This window comes from Paenibacillus sp. FSL F4-0122, from assembly GCF_038002845.1.
GTDB lineage: Bacteria > Bacillota > Bacilli > Paenibacillales > Paenibacillaceae > Paenibacillus_AQ > Paenibacillus_AQ odorifer.
Window position 1 is genome coordinate 1781629 of record NZ_JBBODI010000001.1, and the last position, 25356, is coordinate 1806984.

14 protein-coding genes are annotated in these 25356 nt (G+C 45.3%); 3 read left to right on the forward strand and 11 right to left on the reverse strand.

Annotated features, from left to right (window positions below; translation table 11 throughout):
- Nucleotides 1-67: 67 nt before the first annotated feature.
- Nucleotides 68-1099 carry a ribonucleotide-diphosphate reductase subunit beta gene (locus tag MHH49_RS07545; RefSeq protein WP_036682584.1) on the forward strand — a complete coding sequence of 344 codons (1032 nt, stop codon included), beginning with the start codon at nt 68-70 and terminating at the stop codon, nt 1097-1099.
- A 181-nt stretch (nt 1100-1280) separates the two neighbouring features.
- Here MHH49_RS07545 and ssuE read toward each other — a convergent pair whose 3' ends face one another.
- Nucleotides 1281-1829: an NADPH-dependent FMN reductase gene (ssuE, locus tag MHH49_RS07550; protein WP_036682586.1), complete on the reverse strand. Its 549-nt coding sequence runs from the start codon at nt 1827-1829 to the stop codon at nt 1281-1283.
- Nucleotides 1830-2230: 401 nt separating this feature from the next.
- On the opposite strand from ssuE, the gene serS reads away from it, so the two are divergent.
- Together serS and MHH49_RS07560 are read left to right on the forward strand one after the other, a co-directional pair.
- On the forward strand, nt 2231-3520 hold the full coding sequence (serS, locus tag MHH49_RS07555; RefSeq protein WP_341138071.1) for a serine--tRNA ligase: 1290 nt from the start codon (nt 2231-2233) through the stop codon (nt 3518-3520).
- Between the two features lie 415 nt (nt 3521-3935).
- Complete coding sequence (locus tag MHH49_RS07560; RefSeq protein ID WP_341138072.1) at nt 3936-10232, forward strand: 5'-nucleotidase C-terminal domain-containing protein; 6297 nt, start codon at nt 3936-3938, stop codon at nt 10230-10232.
- 106 nt (nt 10233-10338) lie between these two features.
- Here the strand turns inward: MHH49_RS07560 and MHH49_RS07565 are convergent, their stop codons facing one another.
- The 10 genes from MHH49_RS07565 to MHH49_RS07610 all read right to left on the reverse strand — a co-directional run bounded on the left by MHH49_RS07565 (nt 10339) and on the right by MHH49_RS07610 (nt 25342).
- Entirely contained in the window at nt 10339-10977 is a 639-nt protein-coding gene (locus MHH49_RS07565; RefSeq protein ID WP_339170971.1) for a histidine phosphatase family protein, read from the reverse strand.
- A 38-nt stretch (nt 10978-11015) separates the two neighbouring features.
- Nucleotides 11016-11819, reverse strand: coding sequence for an aminoglycoside N(3)-acetyltransferase (locus MHH49_RS07570; protein ID WP_339170970.1), 804 nt, complete (start codon nt 11817-11819; stop codon nt 11016-11018).
- 73 nt (nt 11820-11892) lie between these two features.
- The gene (locus MHH49_RS07575) at nt 11893-13452 is read right to left on the reverse strand and encodes a response regulator (protein WP_248549096.1); all 1560 of its coding nucleotides are present in this window, start codon (nt 13450-13452) and stop codon (nt 11893-11895) included.
- Nucleotides 13449-15359, reverse strand: coding sequence for a cache domain-containing sensor histidine kinase (locus tag MHH49_RS07580; RefSeq protein WP_080742381.1), 1911 nt, complete (start codon nt 15357-15359; stop codon nt 13449-13451). The genes MHH49_RS07575 and MHH49_RS07580 overlap by 4 nt, the downstream gene beginning before the upstream one ends.
- Nucleotides 15360-15477: 118 nt before the next feature.
- Complete coding sequence (locus MHH49_RS07585; RefSeq protein ID WP_036682600.1) at nt 15478-17172, reverse strand: extracellular solute-binding protein; 1695 nt, start codon at nt 17170-17172, stop codon at nt 15478-15480.
- A 92-nt stretch (nt 17173-17264) separates the two neighbouring features.
- On the reverse strand, nt 17265-18155 hold the full coding sequence (locus MHH49_RS07590) for a carbohydrate ABC transporter permease (protein WP_036682603.1): 891 nt from the start codon (nt 18153-18155) through the stop codon (nt 17265-17267).
- A gap of 17 nt (nt 18156-18172) precedes the next feature.
- Complete coding sequence (locus MHH49_RS07595; RefSeq protein ID WP_036682605.1) at nt 18173-19162, reverse strand: ABC transporter permease; 990 nt, start codon at nt 19160-19162, stop codon at nt 18173-18175.
- A gap of 173 nt (nt 19163-19335) precedes the next feature.
- Nucleotides 19336-22563 (reverse strand): cellobiose phosphorylase, encoded by a 3228-nt coding sequence (locus MHH49_RS07600; protein WP_341138073.1) that lies wholly within the window; start codon nt 22561-22563, stop codon nt 19336-19338.
- Nucleotides 22564-22591: 28 nt separating this feature from the next.
- Nucleotides 22592-23929 (reverse strand): glycoside hydrolase family 30 protein, encoded by a 1338-nt coding sequence (locus MHH49_RS07605; protein ID WP_038568480.1) that lies wholly within the window; start codon nt 23927-23929, stop codon nt 22592-22594.
- A 396-nt stretch (nt 23930-24325) separates the two neighbouring features.
- Complete coding sequence (locus tag MHH49_RS07610; RefSeq protein ID WP_076101327.1) at nt 24326-25342, reverse strand: LacI family DNA-binding transcriptional regulator; 1017 nt, start codon at nt 25340-25342, stop codon at nt 24326-24328.
- Nucleotides 25343-25356: the final 14 nt, after the last annotated feature.

The window sequence follows — 25356 nt, forward strand, 5'->3', positions numbered from 1 at the left end:
CATCACCGTCTTTCTATGAACAAGACACCAAGAAAGATTACCAGCGCAAAAAATGGAGGGATAAGAAATGCAATTACAAAAGATTTTTAATACTGAAGCACCTAACCAATCCACACGCATTATCGACGGTGAATGCTCAGGTATTCTGAACTGGAACGATATTCGCATGCCTCATATGTACAAGCTGTATAAGGTACTGCTGCTTAATCACTGGATCGCGGATGAAATTCCAATGTCCAAGGATGCGCAACAATTCCCGATGCTGGATGCCGAGGAACAACGCGTATTTAAGATTAATATCTCCCTACTCGCTGTGCTGGATTCGATGCAGACGATGTTCGTGAGCGACGTGAAGCGTTATTTCACCGATTCCTCTTTGGAAGCTATCTCCGCTATTATCGGGCAGCAAGAAGTGGTGCATAACCAATCCTATTCCTATGTTCTATCCTCTATCGTGTCGGAGAGTGAGCAGAAGGAAATTTTTGAATATTGGAAAAAAGATCCTGTCCTGCTGGAACGTAATCAGTTTATCTCTGATATTTATCAAGAGTTCCGTGATAACCCTACGAGACAGACCTTTTTCCATGCGCTGGTAGCAGATCTCATCTTGGAAGGAATTTTCTTCTACAGCACTTTCGCCTTCTTCTACAATCTGGCCCGTGACCAGAAGATGATGGCGACTAGCCAAATGATCTCTTATATTCAACGTGACGAGAATCAGCACTGCTACTTCTTCGCAGAAGTATTTAAGCAGCTGCTTGTAGACTTCCCTGAGCTGAACACCAAAGAAAACATGGATTACGTATACCGTACCATCGACCGCGCGGTAGAGCTCGAAACCAACTGGGCTTATTACACACTTACTAACGTGCGTGGTATTGATCTTAACGAGCTTAGCGACTACATCAAATATACAGCGAACAAACGTCTGACTTTGATGGGTATGGAAAAAGCTTATCAAGGTGTTGACGTTAACTGTATGCCTTGGATCAAACCTTTCTCCGATGATGCGCTTAATGCTACCAAAACTGACTTCTTCGAAGCCAAATCCCGCAACTATGGTAAGGTTGGCGACGATAACGGATTCGACGATTTGTAAGACCGGATATATAACGATCCCTATATAAAAAAAGAGGCCATTCTCTATTTTCTTAGTGAGATGGCCTTTTTGCTATAGCTTATATAATGCAAAAAGCGCCCCTCTCCCCTGGTATCAGGGATGAAAGAGACGCTTATACGTTTGTTATTAGCACTAAGCACAGAAGGCTTGCTACTTAGTCTTATGCCTTGCGTTCCACACGATGTGTAGTTTCTTCTGCAAGCTCATCTAATGCATCGTTCAGGCGCAGCTTCAGCTCCTCAGCAAGCTCTACCACTCCGTGATCATTACGAACCACTTGAGAATCCACGGCATAGACGCCGCCAAGAATGTAACGCGCGCCCAGTACAGACAACACAGGTTTCAATGCGTAATCAATTGTGAGCAGATGTGCAAGACTGCCGCCCATGAACAGCGGGAGTACAACTTTTCCGGCCAATCCCTTTTGTGGAACCAGATCTAAAAAGGTCTTCAACACGCCTGTATAAGAAGCTTTATAAACCGGGCTAACCACAATTACCGCATCAGCTTCCGCTACAAGGCCATTGGCTTTGACGATAGACTCACTTTCAAACTTAGTGTGAATCAAATCCTCCGCTGGTAGTTCTGCTACGTTAATACGCTCAACCTCGAAGCCCTGATTGGTTAAGCTGGCCTCCGCATATTCTATAGCTGCATTGATACGCGATACCAGGGAAGGCGTTCCGTTAATCACAACAATTTTAGCCACTTTTCCACCTCTTCCATCCCACTTAAGCAGCTCACACTGCTTTATTTATTATCCCGACAAAATTACTTTAAATTAATACTAATCCTAACGTAGAATTGATATTTTTGTCAAACCATAACCACTTGCGCTCCTCCCACTCTTACGTTATACTAAGCAACAATATTAAATCCAACAATCAGGCCAATGATCGGCATCCAACCGTGAGGCGTCTGCGACCGGAGTCTACAACAACTCCCTAAGTTCACCGGGTTTCGCCCGTTATCGCGAAGACCAAAGAGGGTCGGATTGTTCCTGCAGTTAAGGAGATTCGATCAACCTGGGTGGCACCGCGAGCTGACGCTCCTCGTCCCATGGATGAGGGCGTTTTTTGCGTTTTTTTAACCAAAAAGGAGCGAAACGGTATGCTGGATATGAACTGGATCAAAGACAATCAGGAACTTGTAAGAAACATTACGGCTTGGAAAAGAGTCGACTTCCCACTGGATGAACTGCTGGAATGGGATGAGAAACGGCGCGAATTGCGCCAAGATACGGAACAGTTGAGAGCCCAGCGTAACGGGCTGACCAAAGAGGTTGAACGACTTTTACGACAGGGTGACAGCGTGGCAGGAGAAGCAGTTAAAGAACAAGTAAGAGAACTGAACAACCGCCTGAATCTCTATGAGGTAGAACTAACTGAGGCAGACCGGCGCTGTGGAGAACTCATGCTGCTCGCACCAAACCCTGTATCTCAGGATACACCGATTGGCCATGATGATAAAGATAATGTAGAACTGCGACGAACCGGAACGTTGCCGGAATTCGGCTTTAAACCGCGTGATCATGTAGAGCTAGGCGAGCTCCACAATATCATCGATATCCCCCGTGGTGTCAAAGCAGGCGGCCCACGCAGCTATGTGCTGAAGGGTGCAGGGTTGTTGTTACATCTCGCTGTACAGCGGCTGGCCATTGATGTACTAACTGCCCGCGGGTTCACGGTGATGGATGTTCCCGTGATTGTCCGTCCGGAAGCGCTGGAACGTACGGGCTTCTTCCCCGGCGGGATGGATCAGACCTATGAGCTAAACGGAGACAATCGCTGGCTGGTAGGCACATCGGAGGTGTCGCTTGTCTCGCTGTATAGCGATGAGATTGTCGAACTGGATTCGCCAATGCGACTCGCCGGAATGTCGGCCTGCTTCCGCCGTGAGGTAGGATCTGCGGGACGAGACGTGCGTGGCCTGTACCGTGTTCATCAATTCTCAAAAATTGAACAAGTTATCTTATGTCGGAATGATGAGGGCGTATCAGAGGGCATGCTGCAGGAGATTCTTGCGAATGCAGAGCATATTCTACAGCTCTTGGAACTTCCCTATCGGATCATGTCTGTCTGCACAGGAGATATGTCCCTGAAGACACATAAGCAGTATGACATCGAGACTTGGATGCCAAGCAGAGATGCATACGGAGAGACACACTCGGCTTCCAACCTGCTCGATTTCCAAGCTCGTCGTTCGGGCATTCGTTACCGGGATGCCGACGGTAAGCTGCAATACTGCCACACCCTAAACAACACCGCAGTGGCTACACCAAGGATCCTAATTCCGCTGCTGGAGAATCATCAACTGGAGGATGGATCCATTTACATTCCGCAGGCACTGCGTAAATATATGGATGGAATTGAACGGCTTGAGCTTCCGCACCAGCAGTGATGTGTTGTCCAAGTAGATTTAAAATTAATAATGCCCTTCCACTTCTCGATAAGAAGCTGGAGGGGCATTATTTTTGTTCCGATACATTCTATATAATTCTAATCTCTATTGTTTTCCCTATGTAAAAATTAACAAAACTCTAGAATAAATTTGTCTCACTCCATAATAAATTCAACAATATATATAACATAAAATTAAAATATCGGTGATCTATTAACCATAAAAATACTAAATTTATAATTAATATTGTATTTATGCCCTGTTTTTATACTAAAATCACAACATTTCAATTTTTAGATTTAATTGATGCAAACTTTAATTTATATTCATGAAAGACAACCTTTCATTTTACATTTGAATGCTAAGATTTAATAGGTTGTAAATAAAAGATTCGAGGGGAGAATGACTTATCCAAATGATTATTTCTTCAAGAGTAAGGAAATGGTTCGCTACTGGACTGGCAATGTTAATGGTTGCCGGCAGTGTGTTACCAGCTGTCCAGACTGCCGAGGCAGCACCGGATAATAGCAATATTGTTATCTCGCAGGTCTATGGTGGTGGTGGAAACGGCGGAGCGGAACTTAAAAATGATTTTATTGAATTATACAATCCTACAAATCATCCAGTAGATTTGACTGGATGGAAAGTTCGCTATACCTCAGCGGCCGGAACCTTTAGTAGCGGAACAGACTTAAATGGAACCATCCCGGCAAATGGATACTTCCTTATTGAGGAGGCCGCTGGAACGGGAGGAACTACCGACTTGCCTACTCCTGATGTTAGCAAGGGAATCCTTGCTATGAGTGGTACAAACGGCAAAGTCGACCTCGTTGATAAATCAGGTACAACAATTGATTTAGTTGGCTACGGAACAGCTACAAATGTCGAGGGAAGTGCGACCGCTGCTCTCTCCAATACGACAGCCGCTATCCGTAAAGCTGCGGCTGGTGCACCGGCTGACAGCCGCGGTCTAGATACGGATAACAACTCTACGGATTTTGTTGTCCAAGCACCAAGTCCACGGAACAGCACCTACGGTACGTTACCTGAATTACCGGAAACTGCTAGTTCCGCAGTAGCTTTACCAGCCCCTAATGCCTGGCCGGCTGGTACAGAAATATCTTTGAATTCTCCAACGGTTGGAGCATCCGTCTATGCAGCTGTTTATGGATCAGGTGGTTCAACTAATTTCCAACCTTACACAGGGCCTATTACCTTAACTGAGGACACTACGATTAAAGCGTATGCTTCAGAACCAAATATGCCAGACAGCCCTATATCGACTTTTGACTACACCATTCTGGCCAAAACAGATGTTGCAACAGCACGCCTTGCTAGTAAAGGTCAGAATATTTTAACAGAAGGTATCGTAACTCACATTAATGCAGCAAAAATGTATATTCAGGATGAATCCGGCGGGATCGTACTTTATGGTTTCCCAGAGTTCGCAAACGTTGGAGATCGTGTTGAAGTAAGCGGCACAATGGATATCTACAGCAACCTGCAAGAAATCAAATTCCAAAGTGGACTTCAATACAATGTAGCTGCACAAAATGTTGGGGTGCCTGCACCAAAATTGATTACAGCAACCGACTTGTCTGCCGCGAACGGCGAAAGCCACGAAGCTCAGCTGGTAACTATGAATAATGTGACCATAGACAATGTAAATGGCAGCACGGTGACTGCTAGCCAAGGTGGACAACAATTCACAATTTTTTCAACCCTGCCTAAACTAGTTAAGGGTAAAACCTTTGACAATATCACTGGGGTTATCGAGCAATATAGTACGACTTATCAATTCATTCCACTTAATGAAAATGCTTTGGTGGAAGAAACTTTTTCCGTTATGGCCAGCCCTGGCGCAGGTCGCATCATCAAAGAAAGTTCTGTGACCCTATCCAGCCCTACTCTTGGAGCACAGATTTACTACACGACCAACGGAACTGAACCAACAACAGCAAGTAAGCTTTATTCAGATCCGATTACAGTTAATCAAGATCTTACCATCCATGCAATTGTCGTAGCAGATGGCAAGACAAGTAAGGTTTATACCTTTGCATATAAAGCATCTGAACTCCCTCGTATACATGATATTCAAGGAGAATCTCATACTTCTGAGTATACAGGTCAGAACGTTTCCGATGTAGAAGGCATCGTTACCCAATATGGGTACACCTTCGCCACTGGCGCTTATAGAGGTTTCTTTATGCAAGACCCTCAGCCAGACGATAATGTAAACACTTCGGAAGGTATTTTTGTATACAGCACTAATTCATCCCTTAAGCCTCAAATTGGAGATTTAGTCCAAGTTAGTGGAGCTGTTTCCGAATACAACGAAGGTAACGCAAGTAATTTAACCTCTACTCAAATTACTATGACTTCAATAAAAGTAGACTCCTCTTCAAGTTATACTGTGCCAGAGCCTGTCGTACTTGGTAAAGGCGGGAGAGCCATTCCGTCTTCCATAATTGACAATGACGGCATGGCTGATTTTGAGCCTAATGAAGATGCAATTGATTTCTACGAATCGTTAGAAGGTATGCTCGTCAAGCTCCCTACCCCTACGATTATCAGTCCTTACTGGACAAGTGGTAGCGGAAATTCCATGCTGTATAACATCCCTACAAGAGTAGAAAATGAAACACCTGATGTCATCACACCAGCTGGTGGATTAGTTCTCAAAGAATACAACCAATACAATCCTCAGCGCCTCATCATTGCTTACGGAAATCCGGGTCAAGAAGTCATCACCGGAGATAAGTTCGCGGGAGATGTAACTGGCGTCATCGGATACAACAACGGTAACTTCAAAGTGATTCCGGAAAACGGTAAGCTTCCAGCCATCACTCCAAGTACCTTTAAGCAAGAAACAACTACTCTTGAAGTCAATGATAGTAAGTTGTTGATCGCATCGTACAACATTGAAAACTTCTACCCGGGTGTCGGAGCAACAAAAATCCAGAAACTAGCCGACTCCATCACAAACAATATGAAAAAACCTGACATTATCGGCGTTGTCGAAATGCAGGACAGCAATGGTGAAGCCAATAATGGTATCACTGAAGCAAGTGCAGCCGAATTGATTAAGGCTATTGAAACCGCTGGCGGTCCTGTATATAAATACACAGATATCGCTCCGGAGAACAATATGGATGGCGGTGCCCCAGGCGGAAACATTCGCGTAGGATTCCTGTACAATCCAGCAAGAGTACAGCTTGCGGACAGTGTGAGCGGACAAAAAGGTACAGCTATACAATCCGTTGGATATAACGCAGCGGCAGATCAATTGACCTACAATCCAGGACGAATTGATCCAACAAACTCTGCCTTTACAAGTTCACGTAAACCCCTTGCTGCACAGTTCGTATTCGGTGGCGAGACAGTAATTGTGATCGCTAACCATTTCAATTCAAAAGGCGGCGATACCGGTCCTTTCGGAAATGTTCAGCCCCCTGTATTGTCCAGTGAAACACAACGCCATAAAATCGCGGCGGTCGTAAACGGATTTGTCAAAGAGGTTCTGACTGCAAATCCTAAAGCCAACATCGTAGCTCTTGGCGATTTGAATGATTTCCAATTTACTAAAACTGCAACCCTCTTAAAAGGTACAGAACTAGATAATTTGATCGATACATTGCCTTTAAATGAGCAGTATACGTACACCTATGACGGAAACTCTCAAGTGCTAGATCATATTCTTGTCAGTAAAAATCTAACGGCTTCTTCTAAAGTAGATGTCGTTCATCTAAATGCCGACTTCTCACCATCGAACGGTCGGGTATCCGATCATGATGCGGTTTTGGCACAGATTGATTTTAATACTGCTGAAGACTTCCCACTAACCATTCTGCACACCAATGATACACATGCAGGATTAGATACTGTCAGCTCACCAAACAACATCTTGCGCCGTGTAACAGCAATCAAAGATGCCAAGGCGACTACAGAGAATCCTATTCTTGTAGACGCAGGTGATGTGTTCTCCGGAACGCTTTACTTCAATAAGTATCTGGGTCAAGCAGATCTGGCCTTTATGAATCTGGTTAAATATGATGCTATGACTTTCGGTAATCATGAGTTTGATAAAGATTCAGATGTACTGTCCAAATTCATCGGCAACGCAAAGTTCCCATTTGTCTCCTCCAATGTGAACTTCTCAGCGGATGATATTCTTAGTAAAATGTTCACCAATGAAATCGGCCGGTCAGGTAATGCTGGAACCATCTACCCTGCGCTGATCAAAGAAGTAGACGGCCAACAGGTCGGTATCATGGGTCTGACGACAGAAGATACGGCGAACATTGCTTCACCAGGTAAAGTGACCTTTGAGAATGCCTTCGCTAAAGCGGAAGCAACGGTCGCTATGCTTGAAAAAGAGAAAGTTAACAAGATCATTGTTCTCTCTCACCTTGGCTATGAAGAAGATCTCAAGCTAGCCAAAGCCGTTAACGGCATTGATATTATCGTTGGGGGTCACAGCCACACGCAACTGAATCAAGCCGTTGTTGATAACACCGATCCAAAAGCACCGAAGCTAATTGTACAAACTGGTGAAAAAGGTCTTTTCCTTGGCCAACTTGAAGTTAAATTTAACAAAGATGGCGTACTGACCGATTGGAAAGACCAATTAATCTCCATCGATGCTAAAAACGGTACTAACTACGTTATCGCAGAGGATCCTGAAGCTAAAAAGATCCTGGATACCGAGTATAAGCCGGGTATTCAAGAACTAACCAATGAGGTAGTAGGAAATTCAGAGGTTGTTCTAAACGGCGTTCGTGATAATGTGCGCACAAAGGAAACTAATCTTGGTAACCTGATTGCCGATGGCATGCTTTATGCAGCTCAAAAAGCGGGCACTAATGCCGTAATCGCCTTGCAAAACGGCGGCGGTATTCGCGAATCCATCAACGAAGGACCGATCACACAAGGCGAAGTACTCGGCGTACTTCCATTCAACAACGATCTGGTTACGATCACTTTGACTGGACAAGAAATTAAGGATGCTATGGAGAACGGGGTTTCCAAAACGCCGGCAGCAGACGGACGTTTCCCACACGTTGCAGGGTTGAAATTCTATTACGACTCTACGAAACCTGTGAACGAACGTGTATTGCGTATTGAAGTGAAAAACGGGGATAAATACGTTCCTCTGGATCTGAACGCATCCTACGAAGTAGCTACGAATGCTTTCACAGCGAAGGGTGGAGATTTCTATACTTCACTTGAAAAGGCCTATAAAGAAGGTCGCGTCAATCTGCTGTACCTACCGGACTTTGATGTATTTACGAAGTATCTGCAGAAGGTTGGAACGGTCACTGCGAACACTTCCGCCGTTGAAGGCCGGATTGTTGATCTGAAAGGTGCACCACTGCCGGAGACAAATCCAACTCCGACACCAGACCCAACACCAGTACCAACACCAGATCCAACTTCAGTACCAACTTCAGTACCAACTTCAGTACCAACATCGGCTCCAACAGTACCAACAGCTACACCATCACCAACTGTTGCTCCAACTGTGGCTCCAATTGCTTCAGCACAAGTAACAACAATTGATGCTGCTGATCTAACCAAACAACTTGCTGAACTGCCAACGGGTAGCCAAGAGCTGGTTATTCCGGTTAAAGCCACTACAGGCGGCGCTCAAGTAGTGCTTCCAGGCAGTGTGCTTGTAAAACAAGCAGCAGCACAACCTAACACAGTTCTTACCTTTACTACGGATGGTGCTTCTTATTCCTTGCCACTCCGTGTTGTAAACAGCGCAGCACTTGCCGCTCAATTAGGCACCAGCGACTTTACAATTACGGTATCCATTCTAGTAGCGAATTCGGGAACACTAAGCAGCACAAACCAAGCTATAGCCTCACAGCTAGGTAATGCTACTTTAGCTGCTCCAGTAATCGAATTCAGCGTTTCAGCGCAAGCCGGAACTAAGAGTGTGCCGCTGAACAATTTCGGCAGCACTTACGTGAAGCGCACGATCAATGTACCTGCCGTCTTAAATTCAAATAACGCAACGGCAGTAGTCTTCGATCCTGCTTCAGGTAAGATCTCCTTCGTGCCTGCTATCTTTGTTCCTAAAACAGATGGAACAACGGACGTTACGATTAAACGGAACAGCAACAGCTACTACACCGTTGTTAAGTCTTCCAAAACGTTCGCAGATATTAACGGACACTGGGCTAAATCATCCATTGATCTATTAGCTACCAAACTAATTGTCAGCGGAACAAGCAACGATACGTTCTCTCCTTCACAGTCGATCACACGTGCTGAGTTCGCCGCATTAATTACGCGTTCTCTGGGACTTGCGACAGCTAATGGTGAGACCACATTTAAAGATGTAAACTCAAGTGCTTGGTATGCTGATGCTATACGCACCGCAGCAGAAGCCGGATTGATTTCCGGTTATACCGATGGCAGCTTTAAGCCGGGTAGCCCAATCACTCGTCAGGAAATGGCCTCGGTATTAGCGAAAGCCATCAAGTACACAGGTAAAACCTTAAATGCCGATCCTGCGGCACTGGCTAAATTCAGTGACGCAGCAAGCATTCCTGCTTGGTCTCAAGCAGCAGTAGCAGAAATCGCTGCTGAGGGAATTATCCAAGGAGCAACAGACGGTTCCTTTGCTCCACAGAAGCTAGCAACTCGTGCCGAAGCGGTTACGATGCTGGAGAAGACATTGAAATCTCTCCAATTTATCAACTAGCAAAAGCTGATCTCCAGCTCTGAAGACAAAAAGGCGGTTTCCCGAGTGCGTAATGCACCCGAGGAACCGCCTTTTTTTATAAACCCAATCTGATCTGTAGGAAGTGTTATGATTCCATCCCAGCTTCACTCTCTTCGTAATGGCTCGTATCCCCATGCAGCAGGATTTCCGGCACACCATCCGTAAAATCAACCCTGCATAAGCAGGTCGGATAAATGTAAGGCAGATCCCAGAGCTTAGGCAGCGCTCTGCCCTCAAAATAGGCCATTAACAGCTTAATCACTACTGTATGTGTGACAATAAGAATGGTCTCACCTTGATGGTCAACGAGAATTTCCTGAAGCTTACCCAGCGCCCGTGCCTGCACCTCTGCGAAGGTCTCACTACCCTCCACTTTAAACTGCTCAGGGTCTTGCCAGAAATTGCGATGCTGCTCCGAATACTCGCTCTCCAGCTCAGTAGAATCACGGCCTTCCCACATACCCATGCCAATCTCTTTGAACGCCTCAGAGGTCTTAAGCGGAGTACTCCGCTCTCCACGAATAATCTCAGCTGTGCGCAGCGCCCTTGGGCTGGGGCTTGCATAGATGACATCCAGCTGTTCAGTGCGCATTCCCCGGCTCAGCCATTCTGCCTGTTGCACACCAAGAGCCGTCAGTTCAGAATCCATATGTCCCTGCATCCGATGCTGCACGTTCCATTCCGTTTGACCATGCCGGGTTAAAAATATCGTTGTTGTACTCATGCCAGCTTCTCCTTCCATTTCCCCTATCCAATGAGGTTTTACTTCCTGTTCTGTTCCATCCAGTTCACTGCATAATCTACGATTTCCCGTTGCGGAATCAATTGAGCGGTTGCGGAAGCAACCTGTCCATATGTAATAAGTCCCGTCTCTTGTCCAAACTGATCTGCCAGCTGAACGAAATCGTCAGAATCCCAATCCAGCTCCTTAAATTCCACCCACTGCCTAACTCCATCCACCATAATGGGCGCCCCGCCAAGGGTTTCCTTCTTGCCAGCATAAGATGCGCGGCATTCGGCAAGATGCAGAGAAGTATTATTAAGATTGCCAACACCCAGCAACAGTACATGTCCGCCCAAATCGTAAATCCGAGCCAACGGAGAATCTTCCCCCAGACCCATTTCAATCGAATGACCATACATAATTTCGTCTCTATGCTTGCCCCAAGCGGCAAACGAATGAATCGGATGGTCACTGCGTTTTACTCCTTTTTGTTTACGGAAGCAGTCCGGAATAACCCCCATTCCTCTAAGCTGGGTCAGGTCTGGATCATAAGCCGGCATCTGCTCGCGGATACTCTGCCACCACGCCTCCGGCACCGGTGGGTTGCTCCAGCCTGCGGGATCAGTCAGGTCACTGGAATGAGTGGGCATTACCAGCGTGCCAGATTCTCCGAGGACCTCCTCCAATGCCAAAATAACAGTGACCGGGCCCCCGGCTACCCATTGGCCTAACGATTTAAAAGAAGAATGCAATAAAATCGTCATGCCCGCCTTAACGCCCAGTCGACGAAAATCCGCTGCTAATGTCTGAACCGTAATCAAATTGCCTTGTATTTCTTCCACCCTTCATTCCTCCAATGAATCTTCTCAAATCCATTATATAGGAGGGCCGCTTCTAAATGCATCTTCAATAGCCTCAACACTCTTCGGATACTATTTTCGCTCTATAATCACCTGGGGAAATCCCCTCCAGCTCTTTAAAAACACGGGCAAATTGTTTACTGTTCTCGAAGCCTACCTCTTCTGAGACTGTTGCGAGCTTACTGCAGCCTTTTGCCAATAGCTCTTTAGCGTGACGGATACGGACCTTTTTTAAATAAATAACAAAATTCTCACCGGTATATGCCTTAAAGGCTTCGCTAAAATAAGAATAATTCAGGGACACATGATTGCTGACCATAGCCATATTCAGTGGACGGGCATAGTTGGCTTCAATATAGCTCAGTGCCTCTTCCATATCCGCATGCTCGGTATGCGCAGACCTTACGCCTGCAATGTATTCATTCACACTCAAGAGTAAGTTCTCCAGCGCACGATAATATTCGTGGAAATGACGATAGTTGTACATATTGCCTACCGTGCGATACAGCTTCAATACCTCTACTGAGGCTTCGCCATGCACCCTAAAGACTTCATCCAACACCAGTTCGTTTACATTCTGTCCCACGGACTCCAGATAAGCTAGGTCCAGTTCCTTCAAATGCTCAGTTTGAAAAATCACAGATAGAAGATGCTTCATCTCCTTCTCGCGTTCTGTTCCCAGCATATTGAGAAGCTTGCGAAGCTCCTCCTTCGGTAAGGGAAAATTAGACCGTCCCTGGCCAACATCCCCATAATCCAACAAACTCAGTTGCGGATATAAAAAAGTATATTGCAGTGCCCGACATGCTTCCTTATAACAGGAACGGAGGTCCTCAAGACTTTCTCCTTCGCTGCTAATCCCAATCGATAATCCCTTTATTTCCTTAGCTTCAGTTTGTCTGGACAGCTCTATAAAATCCTGTTTTCTGCTCCCGATCAAGACTAATTTGCCATCCCAATCCGTTGTGATTTCCGAGAAAAACTTTTCAAGCGGTCCGATCAATCGTTCCGCCAGTCCCTGAACATCCCCCGACTTCATTCTTGTTCCGTCATTGTAATAGTAATTCAACACACCAACTGTAAAAGGTGCTTGCAGATCACTTAGCCACTCTTGCTGCTCACGCTCCAGCGGAACCTCCTGCTGCATTAGCAGTCCCCGTAAACGACTGGACCGCAGTTCCCTGCGGAAGTGTTCCGTTTCCTGTTCCAGCTGCCTTGCGCTGAGATCCTGTTCTTCCTGTTCCTTATCGATATTCTTCAAAATTTCGAACAACTCATCTCGGCGAATCGGCTTCAGCAAGTAATCCTTCACGCGATAACGAATCGCGCTTTTGGCATATTCGAAATCATCATACCCGCTTAAGATCAGCACTGCTGGGCTTTTCTCACCACTTGTTACCTTAGATATCTGCTCCAACAGCGTAATACCATCCATCACTGGCATACGTATATCTGTAATAATAATATCTGCACCTTCGGTCTTAAATATCTCGAAACCCTCTGCGCCATTACTCGCCATTGTGATGGTATACACGGACGGAAATTCTCTTTCTATCATAGTCTTGAGACCGTAACGGATATTCTTTTCATCATCAATGATCAGTAGCTTCTTCATAGTTGTTTTTCTCCTGTCAAAAGAACTTTCGGCAAGGTCAGACGTACCATCGTCCAACTCCCTGCTTCACTCTGTACTACAAGCCCATATTCATCACCATAAAAGATTTGCAGTCGCTGATGTACATTTCTCAGTCCAATACCACCTGTTCGGCGGTCAACATCTCTCTGTTCTGAGGCACTCTCACAGCGCTCATCTTTCGCATAAATCGCCTCGTTCAAAGCAACCAAACGCTCTGGAGTTAAGCCGATGCCATTATCACGAAGCTCTATGCAAATATCACCTTCCGTTTCCGAAATATGAATATGAATGTTCGGGTCCTGTAAATTCTCTTTCTCGTCGCACCAAGCATGCTTAACACTGTTCTCTACAATAGGCTGCAGTGACATTTTCAGCACCTCCAGCTCCAAATATCGAGGTTCAATATGAAGCACTAACTTAACCGGATATTCAAAACGAATATTCATCACTTCAATGTAATTTTCAATGTGGCGGACTTCATCCCGCAGCTTCACATACTCTCCGGACCATTTAAAATTATAGCGCATCATCCCACCCAGCGAGGTCAGTGCGTCCGAGATCGTTCGCTGGTTCTCAATTTCAGCCAGCATTTTTATATTTTCCAGCGTATTATACAAAAAATGTGCGTCAATCTGGTTATGCAGCGTACGCAGCTCAGCCTCTTTAGACAACGCCTGCTTGCTCACTGCCTGAGCCACCAACGTATTGATGGTATTCATCAGCTTGGAGAAATGATGGGCAAGCTCCCCGACTTCCCCTCCACCACGAATCATTATTCCAGTGTACGCTTCACCTCTGCGCACTTTTTTCATTGTTTCGGTCAATCTACGTAGATTTTTTAGAATAAAGGCATTTGTCACATAAGCGATCAGCGTTAGTAAAGTAATAAAACCAACATTGGCTCCAATAATTAAGTTGCGCGTGCGGGAGATATCCTTCATCACTCCCTCCATTGACACTACATTTAACAAATAAGCATCAATTCGTTCTAGCGGAGTGTTAATTAACAAAAACGATTTACCATTCTCCGAGTAATTACTGTCCCATTCGCCAGTTTCCCGGAACTGCTTATACCGTTCTGCAATCATATCAGCCATCTCTAGATTATCCTGCAAAAAAGAATTGTCCGGCCTGGTGAAAAGCTGCAGCTCACTATCCACAAGGAACATCTGGGTCTGATTATCCCGTACATCTGTATACGTCTTGGGTGTAAACCGACTCAGCAGCATATCCACCTGCACCATGCCGATATGATTGTCTGCTGGCCGACTCTTCTCACGCAGCAAAGAAACCTTTGGCAGACTCTCCGTCGGTGCTCCCAAGTATCTCTGCATCAAATCCGGATCACTTTTCTGAAAAGACCAGTATTCCTGCCCTTTCAATTGAAGCGCTTTCTGAAACCATGGGGTGGAAGAAACTCGCTCTTCGCGAAAGATAATCGGCCAAATTTCATGCACCTTATTGCTTCTCGAATACAGCCGTAAATGCTCAATATTCGGATTATTAAATTGAATACGAGTCATATTCACATAGGCATTTGTATTAAAATCAACCAAATCTACTAGCTGCGGCTCGGTTTCATTCGCTAAGAATTTTTCTACTTCGGCATCAGAATAAGCCATTTGTGCCGCCCGTTCCATCGCCTCAATCTGATTATGAATGTGCAGCTTCTCCATTTGCGATAAATAATCATTTTTCTCGACGGCATCGCGGAGATAGGTATTATTAATGGCTTTATAGGAATAGACAGAAACCAGCATACACGGGCCTAAAACAATAAAAACATAAGCTGCAATTAAACGGCTCTGAAGAGATCTCCGCCCCCACCAATAACTAAAAGAATGCCATAATGCTCTGATTCGATCTCGCCTATTCACTTTATACACTTCTGTCCTGTCCACCTCGCTAAAATAGTGAATATTCAAATACTTAATAACTATTCCTTATTATAATTCGAAAATAACCCAAAAGCCCGCAGTTAGCGGGCATTTTGGGTCATGCTTTTTATTTTATGGACAGCTTCACTTTATTCTCTTCATATTTCTTTTGTTGGTAGGCATCAAATACATCTTCGCCTTCCTTCTTTCTCTTCTCTAAATACTCATTCCAAATCTTATCGAATTCCGCATCGGAAGAAGCCATGAGCAATTTCGGCATAGTTTTACCGCGCAACTGTTTCAGCTTCGAAGCGATGATGCCTTCAGGAGAGTTTCCTGTTGGTTCGATTTGTTGGAACTCAGAGGAGCCTATGGATTTACCTCTAGTCCAATCTTCCAATTGCTTAAATGGTTCTACCGATTTAGGAGCCCATTGGTCCGTAATGTTCGTATTTTGCAGCATCCAGAATGTAAAGGAAGATCCGATTTGCTTATCAAACGTCGAACGGTCTTTATTCATCAAATCAAACACTTCTGGTTTAAATTGATCTTTTCCATCAATCGTATCGTAGCTGACACCTTTTTCGCCTAAGAACAAGTCTTTGTTGCCTTCTTCACTGTTCAAGTAGCTGAGGAAGCGGATAGCACGTGCTTTATCCTTAACATCTTTGGAGATCAGCGTTACCGTCCAACCGGAGATACCAGGGCCATCAAGGGTTGGTTTATCCAAGTTCGTATTGGAAGGTCCGTCAACAGCGATATACGTTTTGGTTGGATCCTGTTGGTAAATCGTTCCTAGCTGTGCTGCAAAGTCTGTACGTTGATACAGCATTGCGAAATAACGGCCTTGGGCAATTTTTTCTTCCATTTGTGGGCGTTTGTCGATAAAGATATCTTTAGCCAGCAGACCGTCTTGATTCGCTTGACGAAGTGCCTTCATCCAGCGGATATATTCAGGATCGGTTTCACGAGCATATACCTTGCCATCTTTTTCTCTTGGGATTGCCAAGAAGTTCTGCAGGTAACCTTCCAAAGAATCGTTACCGTTCTCGGTAAATTCATGCAAACCAAGTGGAATAAGCGGCTGTCCATTTACGTCAGGGAATTTCTCTTTCGCTAATTTAAGCGCATTCAAGAAACCTTCTGGTGTGCGCATATCTGGACTTCCAATAGCTTCATACATATCCTTGCGGACAGCGAATACTTGGTTGGATACGTAATTTTCTCCATATTTCTCATAGTCGGCAGGAGAGGAAGAAGAGTTAGGATAGCCATACACATTGCCGTCTTCTTGTGTATACCAGCCCAGCTTATCAGCATCGGATACTTTAAAGAAGTACGGATCATATTCATCAGCAAGTTTGTTCAATGGAAGAACAAGTTCACCTTCGACCATTTTCTTAATCGCATCTTCCCAGAAACCCAAAGTGATGAAATCAGGCAATTTACCGGATGCAATCAGCGTATTAAGCTTCTCATTCTCGTTACCAGCCGGAACGATAAAATTAATATCAACTCCGGTCTTCTTAGTTACATATTGGGAGGTTGGGTCCACGCCCCATTTATTAGGGAACCATGAGAAGTTCAGGTACCAGTCAAATGTAATGGGTGAAGTATCAATCTTCCATCCCGGTTCATCTGCTGATAATGCAGCAGCAGTCGGTTCAGCACTTGCCTCCGTATTAGTAGCTTTAGCGCTGTTAGCATTACCTTCGGCATTCTTGCCAGCATTATTTCCGCTGGAGCAGCCTGCGGCTGACAATGACATCATTATTGCGAGAAGCAGAACTCCCATTGCTTTTGGCTTACGTTTCATGCCCATGCTTGTTTACCCCTTTTCTATGAATGTTAATTATAAGCTCAACCCCAGTGCCTACAGCTGTAGGCAACCGGAGGAGTTATCACTGCTAGACATCAGCCCTTAATGGAGCCGATCATCATCCCTTTAACGAAATAACGCTGCAGGAACGGATACACGAATACTATCGGCAATGTGGTCACTACCATCGTCGCCAGCTTAATGGACTGTGACGTTACGCTTCTCGTAACGCTGCTGCCTTGTACAGCGACCATCATTTGACTAGAGCTCGATTGTGCGACGACCCGGAACAAATACGTCTGAATCGGCTGCAGATCAGTATTATTGATATAGATCATACCCGTGAAGTAATCATTCCACTGATACACGCCATGGAACAGCGCAATGGTAGCAATTACAGGCATGGATACTGGAAGTACGATTCTTAAAAAGATGGACCAATCATTAGCACCGTCAATCCGTGCCGCTTCTTCCAGCCCATCGGGAATCTCCCGGAAAAAGGTCATGAAGATAATAAGATCAAAGAAGCTAAACATAACCGGAATAATATAGACTAGGAAATTCTCCAATAGGTGAAGGTCCTTCATCAGCAGGAAGGTAGGAATGAGTCCCCCGCCAAAAAAGAGAGTCACTGTACCCATAAGCATGTAGAACTTACCGCCAATGAGGTTTTTTCTGGAGAATGCATAAGCTACCATCGCTGTGAAAAATACATGCAGTACAGTACCCAAAAGTGTTTTGGCGACAGTAACCCACATCGCCTGCATGATGCCGGGGCTGGCAAACACGGCCTCGAAATTCTCAAAGCTGAACATCCGCGGCCACCAGTAGATTCCTCCCCGCATGGCGTCATTACCGTTATTGAAGGCGTTAACCAATACGTACCAGATCGGGTAAAGCGTTATGAAGCAGATACATAACATGATGAGGTTATTGATGATATCGAACAGGGCCTCGCCCTTCGTTTTACGCTTAAGTGCAAACATATATGGTCCTCCTTATCCTAGAACAACGATGTATCGTTGATTTTTTTAGATACTTGGTTGGCAATCAGCAGCAAGATTAGAGCGATAACCGATTTTAACAATCCAACTGCAGTTGAGTAAGAGAAGCGGCCTGAGAGAATCCCTGTATAGTACACATAGTAATCAATTACATTACTTGCACTATCATTCAGTGAGTTGCGCAGGACCAGAATCTGATCAAAGTTGGAGTTCAGCACTCCGCTGACCGCGAGAATGAAGAGAATGCTGATTGTCGATTTAATCGCCGGCAAGGTAACATACCACATCTTCTGAAATCTGCCCGCGCCGTCGATTGTCGCCGCCTCGTACATTTCAGGAGATACACCGGAAATTGCTGCTAAATAGATAATCGCTGACCATCCAAGTTCTTTCCAGATATCAGAGGAGATAATAATTGTCCAGAAGTAACCCGGCTCAGCCAAGTATGTAATTGGCTGATCAATAAGATGAAGCGCTAGCAAAATGTTATTGATAATTCCTACATCAGCAAGCCATGTAGCCAAAATCCCTCCGAGTACCACCCATGAGAGAAAGTGGGGCAAATACGAAATCGTCTGTATGGTCTTCTTGAATTTCATTGAACGAACTTCGTTCAGAAATAGAGCGAAGATTATCGGCAAGGGAAATCCGATAATTAGCTTAAACAAGCTAATGCCGAGTGTATTTTTAATTACATTCGAGAGATTGTCATCATCCATGAACTCTTTGAAATGTGTAAGTCCCACCCATGGGGCTTCTGCAATCGTTTTAACGATGTTGTAATCTTTAAAAGCAATGATAATTCCATACATGGGAATGTAGTTAAAGATTATCATCCACGCAATGCCGAGTAGAGCCATTGTCTGCAAATGACGCTGGGCAATGAACCTCTTCCAAAGCGGACTGCGATTTACTTTACCGGTTTCGAAATTGCCAGGAATTAACGGCTTCATCGCTGAGCTTACTTCCATGCTTTTTTTGTTCTCCATCCTTTGGACCTCCAGGCTCTATATCTGTATTTAATCTAAAGCGCTTACAATGTTTATGTATCCATTGTATTTGCTTTTGCCTGTCTCCGTAAGGCTTTGAATTTCGGATTATAGGTTCCATTTTTCGGATTCATTGAAAATTTAAGGGCGAGCCGCAGCTCGCCCCTCTATTTTTATGCTAATACTGCTTGAATTTGCGCGATTTCTCCACGCCGCAGAGCCTCTGCCTCTTCACCGCGCACGAACGCTCCAGATATTTTAGTCATAGTTCCATTACGGTATACAAGCATCAAAGATTGAATACTAACCTTCTTCTCGCCAAAGGTATTTTCACGTTTTGGGTTAGAATAGATTACCTCCGTATTCCCAAGGAAAGTGAAGGACAGATTGCCCTCTTCATCAAATAGCCATCCTGGCAATACCGGATCAAGAGACAGCGTAAGCGCTCCATCCTCCATTCTGAAAACATGGCTTCCAGCCATCATTGTTCTCCACATGCTTAAGAATTCCGCGGTCGATCCACTAAGTCTCGCTACGAACCCTCTACCGTGGTTATTTGGATCAGGATTGCCTCCAGTTGCGATAAAAGATGAATTCTCCAGTGTACTGCGTCCATAAACAGCAGGATCAAGGAATGGCACCAGCGACGTCTTCAGCTCACCGTAGAATTCCTCGTACAGCCCGCCCTTCAGCAGCTCAAGCAGATACTTATAGGACATGTGCAGGAAGTTAGACTCCCGTTCTAGCCAGCCTGGTGTAAAGGCTCTCATTCGTCCGATTTCATGCGATTCACCTTCTAGACTAACAGAGGTCTGATACATAGATGTTGCCCGATCATACAGCTCTGTTTGCTTAATCAGATTATAGATTTCTTTTGCCTGCACCGGGTTCTTCATCGTCTTCAACCAGCGGGTAGGTCCTTCCAGGAAATAAGGCAAGGCATAAGCCTTAAACTCCTCAACCACAGCTTTTGGCAGTCCGTATCCGCTAATGACTGGCTGACCCTCAGCATCTGTTACCTGATGGAATTTCTCCGCTTCAAAACGGAAATAGGTGGGGGTAAGTCCATTGCCCATTTCTACCGCCTTGTTGATCCCCTCATCAATTTTAACTAGGAACTTGGAAAGGGCTTCGCGGATGTGCTCCAGCGTTACTGCGGACTCAACACCAGTAATGCCAAACCGGATACTTGCTCTATAAGCTTCACGGGCTGAAGCTACTGTCTCCCAATAGTTGAATTGTTCCACTTCTCCTGCTAGGACAGCAGTTACCGCGTGATATACCACTTCAAGCAGCTCCGCGATTTCTTCTGGCAGCTTTACAGCTCCCTGTACATTCTCAGCACCGTTCAGCACATCCAGCAAAAAGACTACAGTACGCTTCAGCTCAAAAGTCTCACTCATTCCGGAGCCAAACAATCCTGGCAGACCGTTCATGGCATCGTTCCAGCCCGGCTTGTTGCCTTCCATCTCCACACCCATGCCGTAAGGGTCAAGCGTAGCAAATTTATTCAAAGCAAGAGACAACATCTTCACGAACAGATTGGTGTGGTAAATAGCACCTTGCCCACCTTCGGCACGCAGCCAATGGGTATCTCCTGCTTTCCATTTCAGCTTATGCAGCTTCTCCTCATCCTCCAGGAGGGCGCCATATTGCCGGGCTTTTCCGTCACTAATTACATACTTCTCACTACGTGGCAGCACATATGCTGGGCTGTCATAGAACGCATAAGTGTTATCCCCAAATAAAAGCTCCTGCTTCTTGTCAGGGAAGATGTCCAAATAACCTACTACGAGATCCAAATTATATGTCCAGTGATCAGACCAGAAGCCTTCGCCAAAAGCAGCCTCAATGTTTTGCTGTGACAGGGCTAGCAGACCCGACAGAAACTCCTGCTCACTAACCTTCAACGTAACGTTATGATCCGCAATGTAATTGATCAGGCTGCCTGGGGTGAACCGACTGTTGCATAGCTTAACAAGCTCAGCTTGATGATCCGCAGCCGCTTCTCCGATCCATTCCGCAGCCTTCGCTCTGCTGTCTGACTTCACTTCAAAGGTTGTTCCTTGAACACTAAGTGGGTTGTAGCCATCTGCTTGAATTAAGCTATAGAACATTTTGATGTTGAAGCTGCCCACCTTCGGATTAAAAAACACATCATTCCGGCGGTTCTGATTCATATCGCGGAAGTTTCCGTTCCCCTGTGAATAGTATTCTGGGGCAAGCGAGAAGAAGTTATAGTCGCGCTCCAAATCGCCATGTTTACGGGAATATAAATGAACCACAAAGCCATCTCCGCCATTGTCAAAAATAAAAGGATAGCCTCCACGCAGGAAGTTATCGAGATAGGACTGACGGCAATAAGCATCAAACACAGCCGATGAAGTGTGCGTGGCAATGTCTTCTGTTAATTCCTCTGTCAGACCTGCGGCTTCTTGGGATTTGGACAGAATATATTCATCTCGGCATAAATGCTCTGCCTTTTTATTGATTTTATCGATGTCATTTACATGCCCAACCAAAGTATTCAGGGTCAAGCTGCTGCCGGGTGCCAAACGTCTAGCCACACCACTGAAGCCGCAAGGAACCTTATTGACTGGATATTGTGGAAGCTCACTCAGCTCCGAAAGCGTTAATCCCGCAAAGCGGTCTGGGTAAGTAAGAGAGGTATTGCCGCCGAAAATAAGCTCGAAATCAACGATTGGCGCGACTTTTTCTCCTTCTCCAGTAAACGACAGATAGAAATGCCCATTTGTGATTTCGCTAACCTGCGCGCTATCGTTGGTGCTGGAACGCAGCTTATAGAACGGAATACCGTTCTCCAGATTGTATACGTCCATCCAGCTGCGCAGCAGGTTACCAATCTCCTTGTAGCCGCTGTTTTCTACTCCGTAAGGCAAGATCTCAGGCAGACCATCCATCAGCTCCAGTTCAATCTCTTTGCCCCCGATATTCTCAATCTCCACCCGACGTACCAACGCGGCATAATCGTCATTAGGCAGATTGAAATAGTGTACGGTCGTCTTCAGCCCATGCCCGGCATGGCTTTCTTCAAGGGTCAGTCCGTTAGGCAAAATGGTCATGATCCGCTTGGCGGCAGGATCTGGACGTGCCGATTGAAATGGCTCATAAATCTCTTGCTCGCCTTTTATTTTAATAAAGGTTCGGAAGCCGGTGGTTCCTACGTCTTTATAAGAGATATTTGCTGGAGAAAATTCCATGATTGGCGAGTTCTTGTCGCGTACTCCAAAGCTGCAAATCGCTTGCCCCCGGTTCACATAAAAAGTCCACATTGGAATTCCCTTAAGACCTGCAAGACCTGGCAGGAAACTAGAGAAAGGCTTTCCTGTATCAAACTGCTCCATTACAAAATTACCTGATTCGAAATAATAATTACTCACGTTAATGTCCTCCTAAACTGTTACTTATTTATGAAATCAGATGCGTTACGATAGAATGAGAGGATAGCTCGCAGTTGGCAATCTCTTCGCCAAGCCCCAAGGTTACCGTGCGAGCTTCTTCGCTCTCATTCATCAATATGACAGCAAGGCTGCCGTCCGGATTACGGAATGCTGTGGATAGGATTCCTTCCGCTTCAGAAGTAAAGCCAATCCGTACCGCACCTGGCGCGATAAATTTACTGAAATGCCCGATATAATAATAAGAGCTGTTATAGTGCAATTCGTCTGTTGTTGTATCTGCAATAATTGGAGCATCACAGAGATTCCCTACATGATTGGGCCCGCCGGTCTCATCCAGTACCAGGTTCCAGTCCAGATACCCTTCTGTCCATGCATTGAGATCCCCAATCATATTTCTGCCGTAACGTTCACCTGTAAACCATTCGCCAAGCTTGACGCCGCCCTCTTGACAGCCCTCAGTGAACAATAGATGTTTGTCAGGAAATAGATCATGTACCTTCTCTACCTTGTCGAACTCCTCACCACCATACCAGTGGATGCCTGTACCCCACACATATTGTGCAGCTTCAGGATCAGACAACACGACCGAAGCACGTTCGACCATAATATCGCGGTTATGATCCCAGATAACAATGTTCACATCGGAATGGCCTGCCTGCTGCATCACTGGACCGAGATGATTTTTAACAAAATCGCGTTCCTCTTCCGCACTATAAATGCAAGAATCCCAGACTTGAACAGCAGCCGGCTCATTCTGCACGGAAACCGCCCAAATAGGTACGCCTTCCTTCCCATAAGCTTCAATAAATTTGGTATAGTAGCGTGCCCAAACTTCAGCGTATTCTGGCTTGAGCGATCCTCCATTATTCATTTCACCATTTGTTTTCATCCATGCCGGAGGGCTCCAAGGAGAGGCCAACATCGTGAACGGTCCACCTTTTACCTGCATTGCATCCTTAATCAGCGGAAGCACCCACTTATGATCATGGGAGATATCAAAGGTAGCCAGCTCCGTATCATGATCAGCGACATAAGTATAATTTCCAAGCGCAAAATCACAGCTATGAATATGAACACGACCCATGTTATAGCCTAATCCCTCTACCGGATGAAAGTAGCGATGAATAACCTCTGCCCGTTTCTCAGGACTGAGCCGTGACAACGTATATGCCGCAGCTTCTGTGAAAGCGCCGCCAAATCCTATCATCTTTTGGAACTCCTGCTCTGGCTTAAGCTCTACATCGGCAGATCCAGAATCTACTCTTGTGCTAAAAACAATTGCCTCTTTCGGAGTTAAGCGTTCCCCTGTATCTTTTGCAGTTACTACAGTTTGAACTTTTGCCATTTCATCCATCTCCTCTAATTGTTTTGTTACTAACAACAAGCACTGTCTTTACTGGATCACCATCCGATGTTAGGGTTCGGAGCGATGGGCCACTGAAACGTTTGAGAAAATTCAAGAAAGCCTTCGGTAAACTTTGATTTCAGCTCATTCGAAACCTAAAATCGAAACCGGTTTCGATTGTTGCGAAAAAAAATGATCTAACGAAGAGCAGGAAAAAAAAGCGGCATAACAATATACCCATTATAGCCCCATTCCTCTGAATAAGCTGTAGCAAATACCACATAGGAAGAATTCGAGCTATGATGTCCTCTACTTTATCAGGACTCTTTTCTTTTCGTCAAGATTTATCCTGTGGGCAGCAGCCTGCTCTCTGTACTTATGGAATTTGATACAGCCCTAATTTCCACTCGGAGGCGCACAGGATTCCCGTTCGATCACTTCTACCGGAACTAGAACCGCTTCCTTATCCAACTGTTTCCCTTCAATCGATGCTAAAAGAATGTCCGCTGCTCGGCTTCCTAAAAGTTCCGTATCCTGACGAATGGTTGTCAATGCAGGTGTAACATACTCAGCTAGATCAATATCATCGTACCCCACAACTGAAATGTCCAGCGGTACGGAAAGTCCACTATCTTTTACCGCCATAATAGCCCCTAAAGCTAACATGTCACCCGAAGCAAAAACAGCGGTTGGCCGATCAGGCAGCTTAAGAAGCTCCAGCATCGCTTGATAACCACTTTCACGAGAATAAAAAGCTCCATTCACAACATAGGACTCCAGCACTTCAAGCCCCTGCTGCTTCATAGCGTTCTTATATCCTAACTCCCGGGTTTTACCAGGGAAAGTGTTCATACCTCCGGAAATATGAGCAATCTTGCGATGACCCAAAGAAACTAAATACTCTATCGCAAGCTGAGCTCCAGCCGTATTATCCGAACATACCGTATGCGACTGCGTAGTCTCAAAATCCAGAATCACAGTAGGAATATCACTCTCTAGCAGCTCACGGAAATAAGGGTCCTCGTAATCAGACAAGAATACGACAACACCATCTACACCACGGATTCGGCAATTCTCCAAATAACCACTTTGTTTACCTCCAACATCCTTGGAAATAAACATGAGGGCATACCCCTTATCCACAGCAACCTTCTTAAAGCTCTCAATCACAGCGCTAAAAAAGGGATGGCGAATACCAAATCCCGTATTCTCTACAAACAATACACCGATGGTCCATGATTTCTTAGTAGTCAGTGTACGGGCATGGGAATTCGGCAAATATCCCATTTCTTGGGCAACCCGGAAAATTTCCTGGCGAGTCTTCTCCCGTACATCGGAATAATTATTAAACGCCTTGGATACCGTTGTAGGAGAGTAACCGGTTCTTTTGGCAATATCATATATAGTTGTCAATCCGGTTCACTCCT

Bases quoted from the DNA above. Each gene is read 5' to 3' on its own strand.
- serS (WP_341138071.1), top strand. From the start codon at position 2,231: ATGCTGGATATGAACTGGATCAAAGACAATCAGGAACTTGTAAGAAAC.
- MHH49_RS07605 (WP_038568480.1), bottom strand. From the start codon at position 23,929: ATGGCAAAAGTTCAAACTGTAGTAACTGCAAAAGATACAGGGGAACGC.
- MHH49_RS07575 (WP_248549096.1), bottom strand. From the start codon at position 13,452: ATGAAGAAGCTACTGATCATTGATGATGAAAAGAATATCCGTTACGGT.
- MHH49_RS07560 (WP_341138072.1), top strand. From the start codon at position 3,936: ATGATTATTTCTTCAAGAGTAAGGAAATGGTTCGCTACTGGACTGGCA.
- MHH49_RS07545 (WP_036682584.1), top strand. From the start codon at position 68: ATGCAATTACAAAAGATTTTTAATACTGAAGCACCTAACCAATCCACA.
- MHH49_RS07590 (WP_036682603.1), bottom strand. From the start codon at position 18,155: ATGTTTGCACTTAAGCGTAAAACGAAGGGCGAGGCCCTGTTCGATATC.
- MHH49_RS07565 (WP_339170971.1), bottom strand. From the start codon at position 10,977: ATGAGTACAACAACGATATTTTTAACCCGGCATGGTCAAACGGAATGG.
- MHH49_RS07585 (WP_036682600.1), bottom strand. From the start codon at position 17,172: ATGGGCATGAAACGTAAGCCAAAAGCAATGGGAGTTCTGCTTCTCGCA.
- MHH49_RS07595 (WP_036682605.1), bottom strand. From the start codon at position 19,162: ATGGAGAACAAAAAAAGCATGGAAGTAAGCTCAGCGATGAAGCCGTTA.